Origin of the sequence: Pseudomonas sp. PDM05 (assembly GCF_014851685.1) — a bacterium.
Lineage (GTDB): Bacteria > Pseudomonadota > Gammaproteobacteria > Pseudomonadales > Pseudomonadaceae > Aquipseudomonas.
The window spans coordinates 178,442-197,802 of record NZ_JACVAC010000012.1 but is presented as its reverse complement, the minus strand read 5'-3'; the positions used below and the strand labels follow the sequence as shown (position 1 = coordinate 197,802).

The 19,361-nt window shown below is 60.3% G+C and carries 16 protein-coding genes and 2 tRNA genes; 14 read left to right on the top strand and 4 right to left on the bottom strand.

Annotated elements, in window-relative coordinates:
- Positions 1-56: 56 nt before the first annotated feature.
- The 7 genes from hfq to IB241_RS21830 all read left to right on the top strand — a co-directional run bounded on the left by hfq (position 57) and on the right by IB241_RS21830 (position 8,668).
- On the top strand, positions 57-317 hold the full coding sequence (gene hfq / locus IB241_RS21860; protein WP_176997135.1) for an RNA chaperone Hfq: 261 nt from the start codon (positions 57-59) through the stop codon (positions 315-317).
- A gap of 12 nt (positions 318-329) precedes the next feature.
- Complete coding sequence (hflX, locus tag IB241_RS21855; RefSeq protein ID WP_017734959.1) at positions 330-1,631, top strand: ribosome rescue GTPase HflX; 1,302 nt, start codon at positions 330-332, stop codon at positions 1,629-1,631.
- Between the two features lie 96 nt (positions 1,632-1,727).
- Positions 1,728-2,903 carry an FtsH protease activity modulator HflK gene (hflK, locus tag IB241_RS21850; protein ID WP_192300276.1) on the top strand — a complete coding sequence of 392 codons (1,176 nt, stop codon included), beginning with the start codon at positions 1,728-1,730 and terminating at the stop codon, positions 2,901-2,903.
- Entirely contained in the window at positions 2,903-3,769 is an 867-nt protein-coding gene (gene hflC / locus IB241_RS21845) for a protease modulator HflC (RefSeq protein ID WP_192300275.1), read from the top strand. The genes hflK and hflC overlap by 1 nt, the downstream gene beginning before the upstream one ends.
- Before the next feature lie 293 nt (positions 3,770-4,062).
- Positions 4,063-5,250, top strand: a complete 1,188-nt coding sequence (locus IB241_RS21840; protein WP_192300274.1) for an ATP phosphoribosyltransferase regulatory subunit — start codon at positions 4,063-4,065, stop codon at positions 5,248-5,250.
- Positions 5,251-5,304: 54 nt separating this feature from the next.
- Positions 5,305-6,594, top strand: coding sequence for an adenylosuccinate synthase (locus tag IB241_RS21835; protein ID WP_192300273.1), 1,290 nt, complete (start codon positions 5,305-5,307; stop codon positions 6,592-6,594).
- Between the two features lie 139 nt (positions 6,595-6,733).
- Positions 6,734-8,668 carry a methyl-accepting chemotaxis protein gene (locus IB241_RS21830; protein ID WP_192300272.1) on the top strand — a complete coding sequence of 645 codons (1,935 nt, stop codon included), beginning with the start codon at positions 6,734-6,736 and terminating at the stop codon, positions 8,666-8,668.
- Between the two features lie 100 nt (positions 8,669-8,768).
- Here IB241_RS21830 and IB241_RS21825 read toward each other — a convergent pair whose 3' ends face one another.
- The 4 genes from IB241_RS21825 to IB241_RS21810 all read right to left on the bottom strand — a co-directional run bounded on the left by IB241_RS21825 (position 8,769) and on the right by IB241_RS21810 (position 11,844).
- Positions 8,769-10,334, bottom strand: a complete 1,566-nt coding sequence (locus IB241_RS21825; RefSeq protein ID WP_192300271.1) for an ABC transporter permease — start codon at positions 10,332-10,334, stop codon at positions 8,769-8,771.
- Positions 10,334-11,359, bottom strand: coding sequence for an extracellular solute-binding protein (locus IB241_RS21820; protein ID WP_192300270.1), 1,026 nt, complete (start codon positions 11,357-11,359; stop codon positions 10,334-10,336). The genes IB241_RS21825 and IB241_RS21820 overlap by 1 nt, the downstream gene beginning before the upstream one ends.
- Positions 11,360-11,517: 158 nt before the next feature.
- Positions 11,518-11,604: transfer RNA gene (locus IB241_RS21815), tRNA-Leu, on the bottom strand.
- A gap of 153 nt (positions 11,605-11,757) precedes the next feature.
- Positions 11,758-11,844 (bottom strand) — tRNA-Leu (locus tag IB241_RS21810).
- 225 nt (positions 11,845-12,069) lie between these two features.
- On the opposite strand from IB241_RS21810, the gene rnr reads away from it, so the two are divergent.
- The 7 genes from rnr to dnaB all read left to right on the top strand — a co-directional run bounded on the left by rnr (position 12,070) and on the right by dnaB (position 19,359).
- Complete coding sequence (rnr, locus tag IB241_RS21805; RefSeq protein ID WP_192300269.1) at positions 12,070-14,703, top strand: ribonuclease R; 2,634 nt, start codon at positions 12,070-12,072, stop codon at positions 14,701-14,703.
- The gene (gene rlmB / locus IB241_RS21800) at positions 14,700-15,461 is read left to right on the top strand and encodes a 23S rRNA (guanosine(2251)-2'-O)-methyltransferase RlmB (protein ID WP_192300268.1); all 762 of its coding nucleotides are present in this window, start codon (positions 14,700-14,702) and stop codon (positions 15,459-15,461) included. Before rnr ends, rlmB begins: the two co-directional genes overlap by 4 nt.
- 313 nt (positions 15,462-15,774) lie before the next feature.
- Complete coding sequence (rpsF, locus tag IB241_RS21795; protein WP_003217491.1) at positions 15,775-16,197, top strand: 30S ribosomal protein S6; 423 nt, start codon at positions 15,775-15,777, stop codon at positions 16,195-16,197.
- 28 nt (positions 16,198-16,225) lie between these two features.
- Positions 16,226-16,456, top strand: a complete 231-nt coding sequence (gene rpsR / locus IB241_RS21790) for a 30S ribosomal protein S18 (protein WP_003171373.1) — start codon at positions 16,226-16,228, stop codon at positions 16,454-16,456.
- A gap of 36 nt (positions 16,457-16,492) precedes the next feature.
- Complete coding sequence (locus IB241_RS21785) at positions 16,493-17,386, top strand: hypothetical protein (RefSeq protein WP_192300267.1); 894 nt, start codon at positions 16,493-16,495, stop codon at positions 17,384-17,386.
- 18 nt (positions 17,387-17,404) lie between these two features.
- Positions 17,405-17,851 (top strand): 50S ribosomal protein L9, encoded by a 447-nt coding sequence (gene rplI, locus IB241_RS21780; RefSeq protein ID WP_003171376.1) that lies wholly within the window; start codon positions 17,405-17,407, stop codon positions 17,849-17,851.
- 110 nt (positions 17,852-17,961) lie between these two features.
- Complete coding sequence (dnaB, locus tag IB241_RS21775) at positions 17,962-19,359, top strand: replicative DNA helicase (RefSeq protein WP_192300266.1); 1,398 nt, start codon at positions 17,962-17,964, stop codon at positions 19,357-19,359.
- Positions 19,360-19,361: the final 2 nt, after the last annotated feature.

Here is a 19,361-nt window from a genome sequence, read left to right as displayed (position 1 = left end):
CATGAGTTATCTATTTTCCGATTTTTTTATTATTGATCCTTAAAGGAGTGCGGCACATGTCAAAAGGGCATTCGCTACAAGACCCTTACTTGAATACTTTACGTAAAGAGAAAGTGGGGGTTTCCATCTACCTGGTGAACGGTATCAAGCTGCAAGGCACTATCGAATCGTTCGACCAGTTCGTCATCCTGCTGAAAAACACCGTCAGCCAGATGGTTTACAAGCACGCTATCTCTACAGTGGTTCCAGTTCGTCCAATCCGTCTGCCTAGCGCGACCGGTGATGACGCAGCTGACGCTGAGCCAGGTAACGCCTGATAGGAGTCTCCTTTGTTCTTTGAGCGCCACGGTGGTGGTGAGCGGGTAATCCTCGTTCACTTGGATGGACAGGACCCTGAGGCGCGCGAAGATCCGCAGGAGTTTCAGGAGTTGGCAAATTCGGCCGGCGCCGAGACCGTTGCGTTTTTTAACGTGCCGCGTCATCGGCCAACCGCCAAATTCCTGATTGGCAGCGGCAAGGTCGAGGAACTGCGCGACCTGGTCCACGCCGAAGAAGCCGATCTGGTGATCTTCAATCACGTCCTCACGCCCAGTCAGGAACGCAACCTCGAACGTGTCTTCGAGTGTCGCGTGATCGACCGCACCGGCCTGATTCTCGATATTTTCGCCCAACGCGCCCGTACCCATGAAGGCAAGCTCCAGGTTGAACTGGCCCAGCTTGACCACATGAGCACGCGGCTGGTTCGCGGCTGGACTCACCTTGAACGTCAGGGTGGCGGTATCGGCATGCGTGGCCCGGGTGAAACCCAACTGGAAACCGACCGGCGTCTGCTGCGGGTGCGCCTGCGCCAGATCAAGGGCCGGCTGGAAAAAGTGCGCAGCCAGCGCGAGCAATCGCGCCGTGGGCGTTCGCGTGCGGACATACCTACCGTGTCCCTGGTGGGCTACACAAACGCCGGCAAGTCCACGCTGTTCAACAACGTGACCAAATCCGACGTGTACGCGGCCGACCAACTGTTCGCCACTCTCGACCCGACCTTGCGCCGTCTGGATCTCGACGACCTGGGGCCGATTGTCCTGGCGGACACCGTGGGCTTCATTCGTCACTTGCCCCACAAGCTGGTCGAGGCATTTCGGTCTACGCTCGAAGAGTCGAGCAATTCCGATTTGCTGTTGCACGTGATCGATGCGGCCGAACCGGATCGCATGTTGCAGATCGAGCAGGTGATGCTGGTATTGGGCGAGATTGGCGCCCAGGACTTGCCGATCCTCGAGGTCTATAACAAACTCGATTTGCTTGAAGGCGTTGAGCCACAGATCCAGCGCGATGAGAACGGCAAGCCCCAGCGGGTATGGCTGTCGGCGCGCGACGGCAGTGGCCTGGAGCTGCTTGAACAAGCCATTGCCGAATTGCTCGGCAGCGATTTGTTCGTCGGCACCTTGCGCTTGCCCCAGCGTTTTGCTCGACTGCGTGCACAGTTTTTCGAGTTGGGCGCAGTACAGAAAGAAGAATACGACGAAGAAGGTGTCAGCTTGCTGGCTGTTCGATTGCCGCGCACGGAGCTTAATCGGCTGGTCAGTCGTGAAGGCGTAGTACCGACAGAGTTCATCGAACAACACACTTTGCAATAAAAGCCTCCGAAAGCGGTTGTGCCGCAGTAGCAGGCATTCTGTAGCATTGGTCGGCGCGCCGTGGGTGCGCCTTTGCTTTATCAGATGGAGAGCGCTATGGCTTGGAATGAGCCGGGTGGCAACTCGAATAATCAGGATCCTTGGGGTGGTAAACGCCGCAATAATGGCGACCGCAAGGGGCCACCAGATCTCGACGAGGCCTTCCGAAAGCTGCAGGAAAGCCTGAATGGGTTGTTCGGTGGTGGAAAAAAACGTGGTGGTGACGACAGTGGTCGCACAAGCAAGGGCGGCGGCTACGGCCTGCTGGGCCTGGGCCTTGTCGTGCTGGCAGCCGTCTGGCTGTACAGCGCTGTCTACGTCGTGGACGAGCAGGAGCAGGCCGTGGTGCTGCGCTTCGGCAAGTACTACGAGACTGTCGGCCCGGGCCTGAACATCTACTTCCCGCCGATCGACAAGAAGTACATGGAAAACGTCACGCGTGAGCGTGCCTACACCAAGCAGGGCCAGATGCTGACCGAAGACGAGAACATCGTCGAAGTGCCGCTGACCGTGCAGTACAAGATCAGCAACCTGCAGGACTTCGTGCTGAACGTCGACCAGCCGGAAATCAGCCTGCAACACGCGACCGAAAGTGCCCTGCGCCACGTGGTGGGTTCCACCGCCATGGACCAGGTACTGACCGAAGGCCGTGAACTGATGGCCAGCGAGATCAAGGAGCGCCTGCAGCGGTTCCTCGATACCTATCGCACCGGTATCACCGTGACCCAGGTGAACGTACAGAGCGCAGCCGCACCGCGTGAAGTTCAGGAAGCCTTCGATGACGTGATCCGCGCCCGTGAAGACGAGCAGCGTTCGCGCAACCAGGCTGAAACCTACGCCAACGGCGTCGTGCCGGAAGCCCGTGGTCAGGCCCAGCGTATCCTTGAGGATGCCAACGGTTACCGTGACGAAGTGGTCTCCCGCGCCAAGGGTGAGGCGGATCGCTTTACCAAGCTGGTCGCCGAGTACCGCAAGGCTCCGGAAGTCACCCGCGAGCGTCTGTACCTGGACACCATGCAGGAAGTCTTCAGCAACACCAGCAAGGTTCTCGTGACCGGCAACAAAGGTGGGCAGAACAACCTGTTGTACCTGCCTCTGGACAAGATGATCGAAGGTGGTCGTAGCAGCACCAGCGCACCGGCCACAGGTTCGACAGCCGCTGCCAATGAAGCGAGCGCCCGTGCGGCCGCTGACTTGCTGCAACAGCAAACACGTAGCAGGGAGAGTCGTTGATGAGCAATAAATCGCTGACCGCCCTGATTGTGGGCGTCGTCGTGGTCATCGCGGCCTGGAACTGCTTCTACATCGTGTCTCAGACCGAGCGCGCGGTGATGCTGCAATTCGGTCGCGTGGTCCAGGCGGATGTCCAGCCAGGCCTGCATGTGAAAGTCCCCTTCGTCAACCAGGTGCGCAAGTTCGATGCTCGCCTGATGACCCTGGATGCACCGACGCAGCGCTTCCTGACCCTGGAAAAGAAAGCCGTGATGGTTGACGCCTACGCCAAGTGGCGCGTCAAGGATGCCGAGCGTTTCTACACGGCAACTTCTGGTATCAAGCAACTCGCCGACGATCGTTTGTCGCGTCGTCTTGAGTCGGGCCTGCGTGACCAGTTCGGTAAACGCACGCTGCACGAGGTGGTGTCCGGTGAACGTGACGCGCTGATGGCTGACATCACGCGTTCGTTGAACGCGATGGCGGAAAAAGAGCTGGGCATTGAAGTGGTTGATGTCCGGGTCAAGGCCATTGACCTGCCGAAGGAAGTGAACCGCAGCGTGTTCGAGCGTATGAGCACCGAGCGTGAGCGTGAGGCTCGTGAGCACCGCGCCAAGGGTAACGAGTTGGCTGAAGGTATCCGTGCGGATGCCGACCGTCAGCGCCGTGTACTGCTGGCAGAAGCCTATCGCGAGTCCGAAGTGGCCCGTGGTGATGGTGATGCTCAAGCCGCAGCGATCTACGCCAAGGCCTACGGCCAGGACCAGGAGTTCTACGCGTTCTACCGTAGCCTGCGCGCCTACCGTGAAAGCTTCGCGAACAAAACCGACGTCATGGTGCTGGACCCAAGTAGCGATTTCTTCCGCTACCTGGAAAAAGCCAAGTAATCAGCTCGTCACTGTGTAGGACGCACTCCGTCGGGCGGCTAAAACGCCTGGCGGGGTGATCCTTTCAGAAAACGGGTGTATGATGCGGCAGCCGGGAAATTCCCGGCTTTTTTGCGTCTGCATGTTTGATTCGGCAGGCGTGACAGGTTTTTCGAGGAAAGTGCCCGACGAGGCCGATTGCAGGCCATTCGTCACGTCGCTCTTGCGCGTGGTTTATGCAGGCGGCGGGCATTTTCTGCTTCACTCAAGGCTCGGCCTAGGGCTGGCCGCCCGGATCAAAGGGGAATGGCGTAATGGCAACGGTAGACCGCTGGCTGCTGCCAGATGGCATCGAAGAAGTACTGCCACCGGAAGCTGCGCGCATTGAAGTAGCGCGTCGCCAGGTGTTGGATCTGTTCCAGAGCTGGGGTTACGAGTTTGTCGTGACCCCCCATATCGAGTACCTGGAATCCCTGCTGACCGGCGCGGGCCAGGACCTGGATCTGCGCACCTTCAAGGTCATCGACCCGCAATCGGGCCGGCAAATGGGCTTCCGTGCCGACATCACGCCGCAAGTGGCGCGCATTGACGCGCACACCCTGCGTCGCGAAGGCCCGAGCCGCCTGTGCTACGCCGGCAGTGTGCTGCATGCGCAGCCACGTGCCTTGTCGTCTTCCCGTAGCCCGATCCAGCTGGGCGCCGAGTTGTATGGCGATGCCAGCCCGAGCAGCGACGTTGAAGTGATCAGCTTGATGCTGGCCATGCTGCAACTGGCTGACGTACCTGATGTCCACATGGACCTGGGCCACGTCGGTATCTACCGCGGCCTGGCCCGTGCGGCCGGTTTGTCCGGTGAAGTGGAGCAACAGCTGTTCGACGCCCTGCAACGCAAGGCGATCGATGAAGTGATTGCCTTGACCGAAGGCGTGCCTGCGCAGTTGGCCGAGATGCTGCGTGCACTGGTCAACCTGTGCGGTGGTCGTGAAGTGCTGGTGGCTGCGCGCGAACGTCTGGCCAAGGCGCCGGCGCCGGTACTGGCTGCACTGGACGATGTGCTGGCTATCGCCGAGCAACTGTCGGCGCGCTTCCCGCAGTTACCGCTGTACTTTGACCTGGGTGAATTGCGCGGTTACCACTACCACACTGGTGTGGTGTTCGCGGTGTTTGTACCGGGTGTTGGCCAGGCCATCGCCCAAGGCGGTCGCTATGACGACATCGGCGCCGACTTCGGTCGTGCCCGTCCGGCGACCGGCTTCTCTACCGATTTGAAAACCCTGGTGACCCTGGGGCGTGCTGAGGTCGAGCTGCCGTCTGGTGGCATCTGGATGCCCGACAGTACGGACGCGGCACTCTGGCAGCAGGTTTGCCAGTTGCGCAGTGAGGGTCAGCGTGTCGTCCAGGCTTTGCCTGGGCAGCCATTGGCCGCCGCCCGTGAAGCGGACTGCGACCGGCAATTGATTCAGCAGAACGGGCTTTGGCAAGTATCGCCACTGGCTTCTTGAGTTTTCCTGCCGGCCATCGCCGGCACCAAGTTTGCGCGAATGAGGACAAGTGTTATGGGTAAGAATGTCGTAGTCCTGGGCACCCAATGGGGTGATGAGGGCAAAGGCAAGATCGTTGATCTGCTGACCGAACATGCTGCCGCCGTAGTGCGCTACCAAGGTGGCCACAACGCTGGCCACACCCTGGTCATCGATGGCGAAAAAACCGTCTTGCACCTGATCCCGTCGGGCGTGCTGCGCGAAGGCGTGCAGTGCCTGATCGGCAACGGCGTGGTGGTTGCACCTGACGCCCTGCTGCGCGAGATCATCAAGTTGGAAGAGAAAGGCGTACCAGTGCGCGAGCGCCTGCGTATCAGCCCGTCCTGCCCGCTGATCCTGTCCTTCCACGTCGCGCTGGACCAGGCCCGTGAAAAGGCGCGTGGCGAGCTGAAGATCGGTACGACCGGTCGCGGCATCGGCCCGGCCTACGAAGACAAGGTCGCACGTCGTGGCCTGCGTGTGGGCGACCTGCTCAACATGCCGCGTTTCGAAGACAAACTGCGTGAACTGGTGGATTACCACAACTTCATGCTGGTCGGTTACTACAAAGAACCGGCTATCGAATTCGACAAGACCCTGGCTGAGTGCAAGGAATACGCTGAGCTGCTCAAGCCGCTGATGCTGGACGTGACCGCCGAGCTGCACGACCTGCGTCGCGCCGGCAAAGACATCATGTTCGAAGGCGCCCAAGGCTCCCTGCTGGACATCGACCACGGCACCTACCCGTACGTGACCAGCTCCAACACCACCGCTGGTGGCGTTGCGACCGGTTCCGGTGTTGGCCCGATGTTCCTGGACTACATCCTGGGCATCACCAAGGCCTACACCACCCGTGTAGGTTCGGGTCCGTTCCCGACTGAGCTGTTCGACGAAGTCGGCGCTCACCTGGCCAAGCAAGGCCACGAGTTCGGTGCCACCACCGGCCGTGCCCGTCGTTGCGGCTGGTTCGACGCCGTTATCCTGCGTCGCGCTATCGATGTGAACAGCATCTCGGGCATCTGCCTGACCAAGCTGGACGTACTCGACGGCCTGGAAACCATCAACATTTGCGTCGGCTACAAAGACGCAAACGGTAATGATGTTGCCCCGACCGACGCTGACAGCTACGTGGGCCTGCTGCCTGTGTACGAAGAAGTGCCGGGCTGGACCGAATCGACCGTGGGCGCCAAAACCCTGGAAGAACTGCCGGCCAACGCCCGTGCCTACATCAAGCGCGTTGAAGCGCTGATCGGCGCACCGATCGACATTATTTCGACGGGGCCGGACCGCAACGAAACCATCGTTCTGCGTCACCCGTTCGCTTAATAAGCTGTTGATGTAAAAAGCAAAGGGCTCCTTCGGGAGCCCTTTGTCGTTTCTGGCGACCAAGCGGCACGACCCTTGCTTTGAATCCTTCTTTCGCGGTGCTATCAATTTAATGGCACCCGTGGTGGAGGGATTCCCGATGTCTGCCGTTCTCTCATTGTTACAAAGTCGTCTGTTGCGGCCCGTGTTCGTTACCCTAGGTATCGCCCTTTTGGTGCAAGTGCTGGTGGCCGTCGCTCTGACGCGGAGCACGGTGACTGCATTGGAAGCGGATTTGGGTAATCGCCTGGGGATCGACAGCCAGAAACTGTCTGGCGAGTTGGCGCAAGCCGGCAAGGAAGTCACGTCCAGCCTCGACAGCTTGTCGACCAGTACCCGTCAGCGTCTGACCGCCGGACTTTCGACGCGCTTGCAGGAAGAACAGAAGCAACTGCGTGCGACCCTGGAAAAAGACCTGAAAGACTCCGCCAACGACATGGCGCAACTACTGGCTTCGGTGGCGCCACGCGCCATGTGGGACAGCGATGTGCCGACCTTGTCCGAGTTCGCCCGGCGCGCCCAGCGCAATCCCAACGTGCTGTTCGTGGTCTACGACGACGCGGCGGGTGAGCACCTGACGCGCTACTTGAACCGGGAAAACCCGATCAACAAGGCGTTGCTGGAAAAAGGCCAGGGTGACCGTGCACTCGACAAAGTGTTGAATGCGGCGAAGAACGATCCGTCGGTGTACTACGTCGAGGCCTCCATAAGCCCCAACGGCGTGGAAATCGGCAAGGTTCTGATGGGCGTTTCGACGGCTTCGGTCGAGGCCGACCTGCAAGCCCTGGACAAGCGTTTCGCCACCTTGATTGCCAGCGGTGATCAACTGGTTGGTGACAGCCTCAAAGGCGCCGCCGCTGACAGCGCTGCCGCCATGGGCGCACGCCTGCAATCGGCACAAGCCACCGCCACCCAGATGACCGCCAACACCACCAGCGCCGTACAGGCGGCCGCCGGCACGCTGCGCTGGCGCATCGGCATGGGGCTCGCGCTGGTCGGTCTGGGTGTCCTGCTGCTGATCGCCATCGTGCTCGGGCGCCGTGTGGTCAATCGCCTGAAGCTGTTGATTGCCGCAATGGATGACCTGGCCGCGGGCGAGGGCGACCTCACCAAACGTGTGCAAATCAGCAGCAAGGATGAAATCGGCGACATGGCTTCGGCGGTCAATCGCTTTGTGGATAAGTTGCAACCCATCGTGCGTGAAGCCGGCGATGTGGCCCAACGCACCGGCGTGGAAATCGGCGCGATGACCCTGCGCAACGCTGGCGCCGACGCCGCTGCCGGTTTGCAACGCGATGAGGTGGCCGAGAGCCTGCGGGCGCTGTCACAAATGGCTGACGAGGCCCAGGCCGAAAGCCATGCCATGCAGGCCGCCTTGCAGCAGGTGGTGGACATTCGCCAGGCCACGGATGAAAACTCACGCACCTCGACGGAAGTCGGCAGCCTGATCGAAGCGCTGGCGGGGCAGGTGCAGGCCGGTTCCAAGGTGATCGAGCGCCTGGCCCAGCAGAGTGAGCAGATTGAGGTGGTGTTGACGGTGATCCATGGCATTGCCGAGCAAACCAACCTGTTGGCGCTCAACGCCGCCATCGAGGCGGCACGTGCCGGCGAAACCGGGCGCGGCTTTGCGGTGGTGGCGGACGAAGTGCGGGCATTGGCCAGCAAGACCCAGAGCTCTACCGGCGACATTCAGGCGCATATCGTCGCGTTGCAGCAGGGCGCGCGTGAAGCGGTGGAAACCATCGGCAAGGCCGGGCGTCAGGCCAATGAAGGCTTGCTGGTGCTGCGCGACAGCGTGCGCTTGCAGCAGACCGTACAGGCTTCGGTGGAGCAAGTGCATGCGGCTATTGGTTTGGCGACGCGTGCGGCGGAGCATCAGGCGCAAGGCGCGCAGGCGGTGCGTGGGCGGGTCGAGGTGATCCATGCCCAGGCCGAGCGGGCGGCGCAGGCGGTGGTGGAGACGACCGCCAGTGGCAAGGTGCTGGATGGGTTGGCGGCGCAGTTGAAGGCCAGCCTGGGGCAGTTTCGGGCTTGAAGGTCGTCAGCTCCGGCCTCATCGCAGGCAAGCCAGCTCCCACATTTTGATTTGTGAATACCGTCAAATGTGGGAGGCTGGCTTGCCTGCGATAGCGGTATCAGCGGCTCAGATACATCCGAGTCGTCAGCAGATAAACCGGCAACCCCGACACCAGAATCAGCAGCGCCGCATACGGCGCCGCCGCTGCAAATTCCACATTCGAAGTGTGCGCCCACACCGCCGTCGCCAGGGTATTCAACCCGGTCGGGCTGAGCAGCAAGGTCGCCGTCAATTCCTTCATGGCATCCAGAAATACCAGTGCGAACGCCGCACCCAATGCAGGAAAGATGATCGGCAAGGTCACCCGGCAAAACGCGCTGAACGACGACGCGCCCAAGGTGCGTGCAGCCTCTTCCAATTGCGGAGCGGCCTTGTTCAACGCCGTACGGATCGGTGCTTGAGCCAAAGGCAAAAACAGCAACGCATACGCAATCAGCAACAGCGCCGACGTCTGATACAGCGCCGGCACGTAATGCAGTGCGAAATACACCAGCGTCAACGCAATCACCAGGCCGGGCAGGGCGTGCAGCAGGTAGGGCAAGCGCTCGGCCCAGATCGCCAACTGGCCTTTATAACGCACCACCAGCAAGCCTACCGGCACCGCCAGCACCAGGCACAACGCTGCGCCGCCGAGGGACAGCGCCAGCGAGGACAGCAGCGCCTCACTGATCGCGGCCACCGGAAACGCTGCCGATGAACCTACCGCTAGCCAGTAACCAAGCATGCCCAACGGAATGCCGCTGCCGATGATCGCCAGTGCCAGGCAATAGAGTTGCCCCAGCGGTGCCCACTTGCCCAATCGCACCTGCCCGGCATGTCGCGCCGCGCCCTGGCCGATGCGCACGTGTCGGCCCTTGCCGCGTACACGCAGCTCCAGCCACAGCAATGTCAGGCACATCACCAGCAATACCGCCGAGAGCATCGCGGCGTTGGCGTTACTGAATTCCAGTTCGAACTGCTGGTAGATCGCTGTGGTGAATGTTTGCAGGCCGATGATCGACAACGCGCCGAATTCCACCAGCATATGCAGCGCGATCAACAACGCCCCGGCCAGCAGCGACGGCCACAGCAAGGGCAGGGTGACGCGCCAGAACACGCCCCAACGGTTCAGCCCCAGGGTGCGTGCGGACTCTTCCAGGGACGGGTCGAGGTTTCGCAGGGTCGCCGCCACCGGCAGGAAGACCAGCGGGTATTTCGACAGGCTCATCACCAGGATCGCGCCGCCGAGGCCTTCGAAGTTGGCACTCAGCGACACCCAGGTAAAGCTGCTGACGAACGCCGGCACCGCAAACGGCAGGCACAGGATCACGCCCCAGATACGCCGACCGCTCAGGTTGCTGCGTTCCAGCAGCCACGCCAGGGACAGCCCGACCACGGCGCACGTCACCGTCACGCCGACCATCAGCGCGAGGGTGTTGCGCAGCAGGCCGAATACATACGGGCGCCACAGCAGGTGTACGGCCTCGGCCCAGCCCGCCTGCCAGGCCTTGAGCCCGACATACACCAGCGGCAGCAGGCTCAAGCCCACCAGAAACAGCACGGGCAACAGCAGCCAGATCGACGGCCGCTTGCGCCGCGGGCTTAACCCCCCGCGTAGGGCGGGGGCGCAGAGCGATGGGTTCATCAGTTCAAGCCAACGTCACGTTCCAGGTCCAGGGCTTCTTCGGCGTTGCCCAGGTCGGCGGGGGTGACTTTCGGCGGTTGCAACTCGCTGAAAGGCTTGAGGCCGCGGCTGGATTCCATGCCCTTGCGCAGCGGGTATTCGGCCGAGGTGTTGGTGATCACGCGCTGGCCTTCTTCACTGGCCATGAACGCCAGCAGTTGCTGGGCTTCCTTGGGATGCTTGCTGGATTTCAGCGCGGCAGCGGACGACACGGTGATCAGCCCGCCAACGTCGCCATCAGTGAAGTAATGCAGTTGAGAATCCAGGTTGGTTTTTTCCTTTTTCAGGGCAAACCAGTAGTAGTTGTTCACCAGCACGGTGGCCACTTCGCCATTCTCCACGGCTTTGAGGGCGACCATGTTGTTGCTGTAGACCTTGCCGAATGCGCGCAGGCCGGTCAGCCATTCTTCGGCGGCGTCACGTCCGTGCAGCTTGATGATCGCCACGGCCTGTTCCTGGAACGCGCCGCTGGTGGGCACGAAGCCGACCTTGCCTTGCCACTCGGGGCCGGCGAAATCCAGCACCGACTTGGGCAGGTCTTTTTCGGCGATCAGTTTCGGGTTGAAGGCCACGACGCGGGTGCGCGCGGTCACGCCCATCCAGTCGCCATTGGCGCCGACATAGTCCTTGGGCAAGACATCGAGGGTGGCGGCGTCGATCTTGGCCAGCATGCCTTGCTCGCCGAGTTTGTTCAGCGGCGGCGACTCTTCGGTGTAGATCACATCGGCCGGGGAGCGCGCGCCTTCTTCGACGACCTGGCTGGCCAGCTGGTTGCTGCTGCCTTTGCGCACGTTGACGTGAATGCCGGTCTTGGCTTCGAAGGCCTTGGCGAGTTCATCGCCGACTTCCTTGTGCTGACCGTTGTACAGGGTCAGGGAGACCTTGTCGGCAGAATAAGCGGCGGGCGAGAGCAGGGTCAGGCCGAGCAGAGTGATGGTCAGGCCACGCAGAAGGGATGTCTTGAGACGGGTATCGCGGATCATCATCCGGAGGTTTCCTCGCTTGAGTGCAACAAATCATTGCAAGGATAAACGATAAAACTTCTCAAGTGCGGGCGAGGGGGGAATCGGTATGCAACTTTTCAAGCTGGGGTTTTCAAACCCCGGAAACGAAAAAACCCGCTTTCGCGGGTTTGATCTGAATTTGGTGCCCAGGAGAAGACTCGAACTTCCACGACCTTGCGATCACCAGCACCTGAAGCTGGCGTGTCTACCAATTTCACCACCTGGGCATTATCAAGCAACGTTGCCGCTGTTGATGGGGCGAACTATACGGCGGGCTTTTAGATCTGTAAACCCCTGATTCAAAAAAATAAATCGGGATTTGCGTTAAAAATCAAAGGCCTGAAACGAAAAAACCCGCTTTCGCGGGTTTGATCTGAATTTGGTGCCCAGGAGAAGACTCGAACTTCCACGACCGTAAGGTCACCAGCACCTGAAGCTGGCGTGTCTACCAATTTCACCACCTGGGCATTATCAAGCAACGTTGCCGTCGTCGATGGCGCGCACTATACGGAGGGGCTTTTGAGCTGTAAACCCCTGCCATGAAAAAAACCTGGAATATTTCTCCAGTGGTCGTGCAAGGTGCCTGGAAAGGGCATCAAAAGGCTTTTAAACGCTTGTTGATGCCTGAAATTTCCCGTTTCAATACGCGTATGCCAAACTAACCCGCATATAGACAAGGTGAAAACTCTCTAATGGCCGATTGGCAGTCCCTCGATCCCGAGGCCGCTCGTGAAGCGGAAAAATATGAAAACCCTATTCCTAGCCGCGAACTGATCCTGGCGCATCTCGCCGATCGGGGTTCGCCTGCTAGCCGCGAGCAGTTGGTTGAAGAATTCGGTCTGACCACCGAAGACCAGCTCGAAGCCCTGCGCCGCCGCTTGCGTGCCATGGAGCGCGACGCACAACTGATCTACACCCGCCGTGGCACTTATGCACCTGTGGATAAGCTTGACCTGATCCTGGGCCGCATCGCCGGCCACCGTGACGGCTTCGGCTTCCTGATCCCGGACGACGGCAGCGACGACCTGTTCATGAGCCCGGCGCAAATGCGTCTGGTGTTCGATGGCGACCGTGCGCTGGCGCGCGTGTCTGGCCTCGATCGTCGTGGTCGCCGTGAAGGCGTGATCGTCGAAGTGGTGTCCCGTGCCCACGAGTCCATCGTTGGCCGTTACTTCGAAGAAGGCGGCATCGGCTTTGTCGTGCCGGATAACCCGAAGGTCCAGCAGGAAGTGCTGATCACCCCGGGTCGCAATGGCGCCGCCAAGGTCGGTCAGTTCGTCGAGGTGAAGATCACCCACTGGCCAACCGCACGGTTCCAGCCACAGGGCGATATTGTTGAAGTGGTCGGCAACTACATGGCGCCGGGCATGGAAATCGACGTTGCGCTGCGCACCTACGATATTCCTCACGTCTGGCCTGAGGCTGTGCTGAAAGAAGCCGCCAAGCTCAAGCCGGAAGTGGAAGAAAAAGACAAAGAAAAACGCATCGACCTGCGCCATCTGCCGTTCGTCACCATCGACGGCGAAGATGCCCGCGACTTCGACGATGCGGTCTACTGCGAAGCCAAGCCGGGCAAGCTGCGTCTGTTTTCCGGCGGCTGGAAGTTGTTCGTCGCGATTGCCGACGTGTCCAGCTATGTGAAGATCGGTTCGGCCCTGGACAACGAAGCCCAGGTGCGCGGCAACTCGGTGTATTTCCCTGAGCGCGTGATTCCGATGCTGCCTGAGCAGCTGTCCAACGGCCTGTGCTCCCTGAACCCGAAAGTCGACCGTTTGGCCATGGTGTGCGAGATGACTATCTCGAAAACCGGCGAAATGACCGACTACCAGTTCTATGAAGCGGTCATCCACTCCCAGGCGCGTCTGACCTACAACAAGGTCAGCACCATCCTGGAAACGCCGAAGACCAGCGAAGCCAAGGCCCTGCGTACTGAATACGCTGGCGTAGTGCCGCACCTCAAGCAGCTTTATTCGCTGTACAAAGTGTTGCTGGGCGCCCGTCATACCCGTGGCGCGATCGATTTTGAAACCCAGGAAACCCGGATTGTCTTCGGTTCCGAACGCAAGATCGCCGCGATTACCCCGACCACGCGTAACGATGCCCACAAGCTGATCGAGGAATGCATGCTGGCGGCCAACGTGGCCACTGCCGAATTCCTGCAGAAGCACGAAATTCCTGCGCTGTATCGCGTGCACGACGGCCCGCCGCCGGAGCGTCTGGAGAAGCTGCGCGCGTTCCTCGGCGAGCTCGGCCTGTCCCTGCACAAAGGCAAGGACGGCCCGACGCCGAAGGACTACCAGGCTCTGCTGGCGAGCATCAAGGATCGTCCGGATTACCACGTGATCCAGACCGTCATGCTGCGCTCCCTGAGCCAGGCGGTGTACAGCGCCGATAACCAGGGCCACTTCGGCCTGAATTACGAAGCGTACACGCACTTCACTTCGCCGATCCGTCGTTACCCGGACTTGCTCACGCACCGCGCGATCCGCAGCGTGATCCATTCCAAGCAGAACACCCCGCACGTCAAGCGCGCCGGTGCCATGACCATTCCGAAGGCACGGATCTATCCGTACGACGAAGCGGCCCTGGAACAGTTGGGCGAGCAGTGCTCCATGAGCGAGCGCCGCGCCGACGAAGCCACCCGTGACGTGGTGAACTGGCTCAAGTGCGAGTTCATGAAGGATCGCGTAGGCGAGTCGTTCCCAGGTGTGATCACCGCCGTCACCGGCTTTGGCCTGTTTGTGGAGCTGACCGACATCTACGTCGAAGGCCTGGTACACGTTACCGCCTTGCCGGGTGACTACTACCACTTCGATCCTGTGCATCACCGCCTGGCGGGCGAGCGCACCGGTCGCAGCTTCCGTCTGGGCGACACCGTGGAAGTGCAGGTCATGCGCGTCGATCTCGACGAGCGCAAGATCGACTTTGGTATGTCCGACAAGCCAGCCGAGTCGCCGGGTAGCCGTAAGAAGCGTGGCAGCACACCCACTGCTCCGGCAAGCAAAGGCAAGGGTGCCCCTGCCAAAGCAGCGCCTGAGCCTGAGCCGGCCAAGGCTGGTCGTCGCTCTGCGGCCAAGGAAAAAGCCCCCGAGGCTTACCGCCCAAGCGACGCCGCGGCGAAAAATGCCGAGCTGCGCAAGAGTCGTGAGTTGAAGCAGCAGTTGCTCAACGAAGCCAAAAGCGGTGGTAAAGCGGCGTCTGGGGGAAAGTCCCACGGGGCGGAAAAACCGTCGAGCAAGCCGAGTAAACACCGTAAAGGCCCGCCGAAAGCGGGCTCGGCCCCTGCCAAAAGCAGCGGGTCGCGCAAACCTAAGGCCAAGTCATGAGTCTGGAAAAAATCTACGGCGTACACGCCGTGGAAGCACTGCTGCGTCACCACCCGAAGCGCGTCAAGCAAGTGTGGTTGGCAGAAGGTCGCAGCGAGCCGCGCGTTCAGGCGCTGGTTGAGCTGGCGAACCAAAACAAGGTTGCCATCGGTCAAGCCGAGCGTCGTGAAATGGACGTGTGGGTCGAAGGCGTTCACCAGGGCGTGGTTGCAGACGTAAGCCCGAGCCAGGTCTGGGGCGAGGCGATGCTCGACGAGCTGCTCGACCGTACCGAAGGTGCGCCGCTGTTGCTGGTGCTGGACGGCGTGACCGACCCGCACAACCTCGGCGCCTGCCTGCGTTCGGCAGATGCTGCCGGCGCACTCGCGGTGATCGTGCCCAAAGACAAGTCGGCCACCCTGACGCCGGTTGTGCGCAAGGTTGCCTGCGGTGCAGCGGAAGTGATTCCGCTGGTGGCCGTGACCAACCTGGCGCGCACTCTGGAGAAACTCCAGCAGCGCGGCTTGTGGGTCGTGGGCACGGCAGGGGAGGCGGAGGTCAGCATTTATGACCAGGACCTCACCGGCCCGACCATCCTGATCATGGGCGCCGAAGGCAAGGGCATGCGTCGCCTGACCCGTGAGCACTGCGATTATCTGGTGCACCTGCCGATGGCCGGTAGCGTCAGCAGCTTGAACGTCTCGGTTGCGACCGGGGTGTGCCTGTTCGAGGCCCAGCGCCAGCGCGGCGCCAAGGCCAAGGCCAAGCCGAAGAAGTAATCGGGTCTGGCGCAAGTCAAAATGTGGGAGCGGGCTTGCTCGCGAATACGGTACTTCAGTCAACATTTTTGGTGACTGATACACCGCTTTCGCGAGCAAGCCCGCTCCCACATTGGTTTTGTGTTTAGCATGGGAGAGTGATTGTTCAAATAATCACCAATCACCTTGCACCCTTGATCCCCCTTCTCTACAATTGCGCCCCTTGCCTTCCTGGCGGGCACCGATGTGTCCCCCTTCGGCAAGATCCATAAGTGTCATTCACTCCTTGTCTGACCGTTTTTGAGCGGCAGGCTACAACCCGTAAGGAGCATTCATGCGTCATTACGAAATCATCTTTTTGGTCCACCCGGATCAAAGCGAGCAAGTCGGCGGCATGGTTGAGCGTTACACCAAGCTGATCGAAGAAGACGGCGGCAAAATCCACCGTCTGGAAGATTGGGGCCGTCGTCAACTGGCCTACGCAATCAACAATGTTCACAAGGCTCACTACGTGATGCTGAACGTTGAGTGCACTGGCAAGGCCCTGGCCGAGCTGGAAGACAACTTCCGCTACAACGATGCAGTGATCCGTAACCTGGTCATCCGTCGCGAAGAAGCCGTTACCGGCCAATCCGAGATGCTCAAGGCTGAAGAAAACCGCAGTGAGCGCCGTGAGCGTCGCGACCGTCCTGAGCACGAAGGCGCTGAAAGCGCTGATAGTGATGACAGCGACAACAGCGACAACGCTGACGAGTAATCCACGGACCTTTTAAGGAGCCTATCAAATGGCACGTTTCTTCCGTCGTCGTAAATTCTGCCGCTTCACCGCTGAAGAAGTGAAGGAGATCGATTACAAAGATCTCAACACTCTGAAAGCCTACGTATCCGAGACCGGCAAAATCGTTCCAAGCCGTATCACCGGTACCAAAGCTCGTTATCAGCGTCAGCTGGCCACCGCTATCAAGCGCGCCCGCTTCCTGGCCCTGCTGGCCTACACCGACAGCCACGGCCGCTGAGACCGGGCAGTCGACAAGTAGTAAGGGATTGAATGCATGCGCGCCTTAGCTGAGTTCATCATGCGCGGTCGTGTGCAGGCCACTCTGGTAGTGGCTGGATGTGCGGCATTGCCGTTGCTTTATTGGTTGGGTGCTGCCGCTGGTTGCCTTGTGCTGCTGCGGCGCGGTTTGAAGGACGCCCTTGGCGTTCTTGCCCTGGGATTGTTGCCTGCCTTGATCTGGTGGGTGCAATTGGGTGATCCACGGGTACTTCTGGTACTGCTGGGGTCATCGAGCCTTGCGTTGGTTCTGCGCGCAAGTGAGTCCTGGGTCCGCACGCTGCTGGTCAGCGTGGCATTGGGGTTGGTGTACTCAGTGATGCTTGGCGCGGCTTTCCGCCCGCAAATCGAAGCGCTGTCGCAAGAGATCGTCAAGATCCTGCCGATGGCCCTCGGGGATCTCTACCAGCAATTGTCGGTAGATGAGCGAGCGCGGTTTGCGTCACTGATTGCCCCGGTCCTGACCGGCCTGATTGCGGCATTGTTGCAGGTCGTCAGCGTGCTGAGCCTGATTGTTGGGCGCTATTGGCAGGCGTTGTTGTACAACCCGGGTGGTTTTGGTCGCGAATTTCGCAGTATCAGAATCCCAGCGGGGCCGGCGATGTTGCTGCTGGCGTGCATGGTTGTCGGGCCGAATTTCGGTCCACAGATGGCCGTGTTGGCGCCGATTTGCAGCGTACCGCTGGTGTTTGCCGGATTGGCCCTGATTCATGGGCTGGTTGCGCGAAAGCGCCTGGCCAAATTCTGGCTGGTGGGGTTGTACGTCACGCTGTTGCTGTTCATGCAGCTGATCTATCCGTTACTCGTGGTCTTGGCCATTGTCGACGGCCTGATTGATTTTCGCGGTCGTCTGGCGCCGAAAGACGCCGACAACGCGAACGGTGAAGGTTAAAAGTTAGAGGATTTTCACATGCAACTGATCCTTCTGGAAAAAGTCGCCAACCTGGGCAACCTGGGCGACAAAGTGAACGTTAAGGCCGGCTACGGTCGTAACTACCTGCTGCCATACGGCAAAGCCACCGCTGCAACCGCTGCCAACCTGGCTGCGTTTGAAGAGCGTCGTGCTGAGCTGGAAAAAGCAGCAGCAGACAAGAAAGCTTCGGCCGAAACTCGCGCTGCCCAACTGGCTGAGCTGGAAGTGACTATCACTGCCACCGCCGGTGACGAAGGCAAGCTGTTCGGTTCGATCGGCACCCACGACATCGCTGATGCACTGACCGCCTCCGGCGTTGAAGTGCAGAAGAGCGAAGTTCGTCTGCCGAACGGCACCATCCGCAACGTAGGCGAATTCGACGTAGCCGTGCACCTGCACGCCGAAGTTGAAGCCACCGTACGCGTTGTCGTGGTAGCAGCTTAAGTCGCACCTAACTGACTGGCACCTACGGTGTCAGCCGGTTAACATCGGGCACGATCCTGTTTACAGGTCGTGCCTTTTGTTTTTCTACACACCCCAAATTCCAAGTGGCCATGAACGATATTTCAGCTCCTGAGCAATACGATCTGCAAACCGCTGCCCTGAAGGTGCCGCCGCATTCCATCGAGGCCGAACAGGCCGTGCTCGGTGGCTTGATGCTGGACAACAACGCCTGGGAGCGCGTGCTGGATCAAGTCTCGGACGGTGATTTCTATCGCCATGACCACCGCCTGATCTTCCGTGCCATCGCCAAGCTGGCCGACCAGAACTCGCCGATCGACGTGGTGACCCTGGCCGAACAGCTGGACAAGGAAGGCCAGACCTCCCAAGTCGGCGGTCTGGGCTACCTCGGTGAGCTGGCAAAAAATACGCCGTCCGTCGCCAACATCAAGGCGTATGCGCAGATCGTCCGCGAGCGCGCCACCCTGCGCCAGTTGATCGGCATCAGCACCGAAATCGCCGACAGCGCCTTCAACCCCGAAGGCCGCACCGCCGCCGAGATCCTCGACGAAGCCGAACGCCAGATCTTCCAGATCGCCGAAGCACGCCCGAAGACTGGCGGCCCGGTGGGCGTCAACGAGCTGTTGACCAAGGCCATCGACCGTATCGACACGCTGTTCAACACCGACAACGCCATCACCGGTATTTCCACCGGCTACACCGACCTCGACGAGAAGACCAGCGGCCTGCAACCGGCCGACCTGATCATCGTCGCCGGCCGTCCATCCATGGGTAAAACCACCTTTGCGATGAACCTGGTGGAAAACGCCGTGTTGCGCAGCGACAAGACCGTATTGGTTTACTCCCTGGAGATGCCAGGTGAATCGCTGATCATGCGGATGCTCTCGTCCCTGGGCCGTATCGACCAGACCAAGGTCCGTGCCGGTCGCCTGGAAGACGACGACTGGCCGCGCCTGACCTCGGCGGTCAACCTGCTCAACGATCGCAAGTTGTTCATCGATGACACCGCGGGCATCAGCCCGTCGGAGATGCGCGCACGTACCCGCCGCCTGGTGCGTGAGCACGGCGACATCGCGCTGATCATGATCGACTACCTGCAATTGATGCAGATTCCCGGCTCCAGCGGCGACAACCGCACCAACGAGATTTCCGAGATTTCCCGGTCCCTCAAGGCCCTGGCCAAGGAATTCAACTGCCCGGTGGTGGCGTTGTCCCAGCTCAACCGCTCCCTGGAACAGCGTCCCAACAAGCGTCCGGTGAACTCCGACTTGCGGGAATCCGGAGCGATCGAGCAGGACGCCGACGTCATCATGTTTGTGTATCGCGACGAGGTGTATCACCCCGAGACCGAGCACAAAGGCATTGCCGAAATCATCATCGGCAAACAGCGGAACGGCCCCATCGGCTTTATCCGCCTGGCGTTCATCGGCAAGTACACTCGCTTCGAAAACCTCGCCCCGGGCAGCTACAACTTCGACGACGACGAATAACG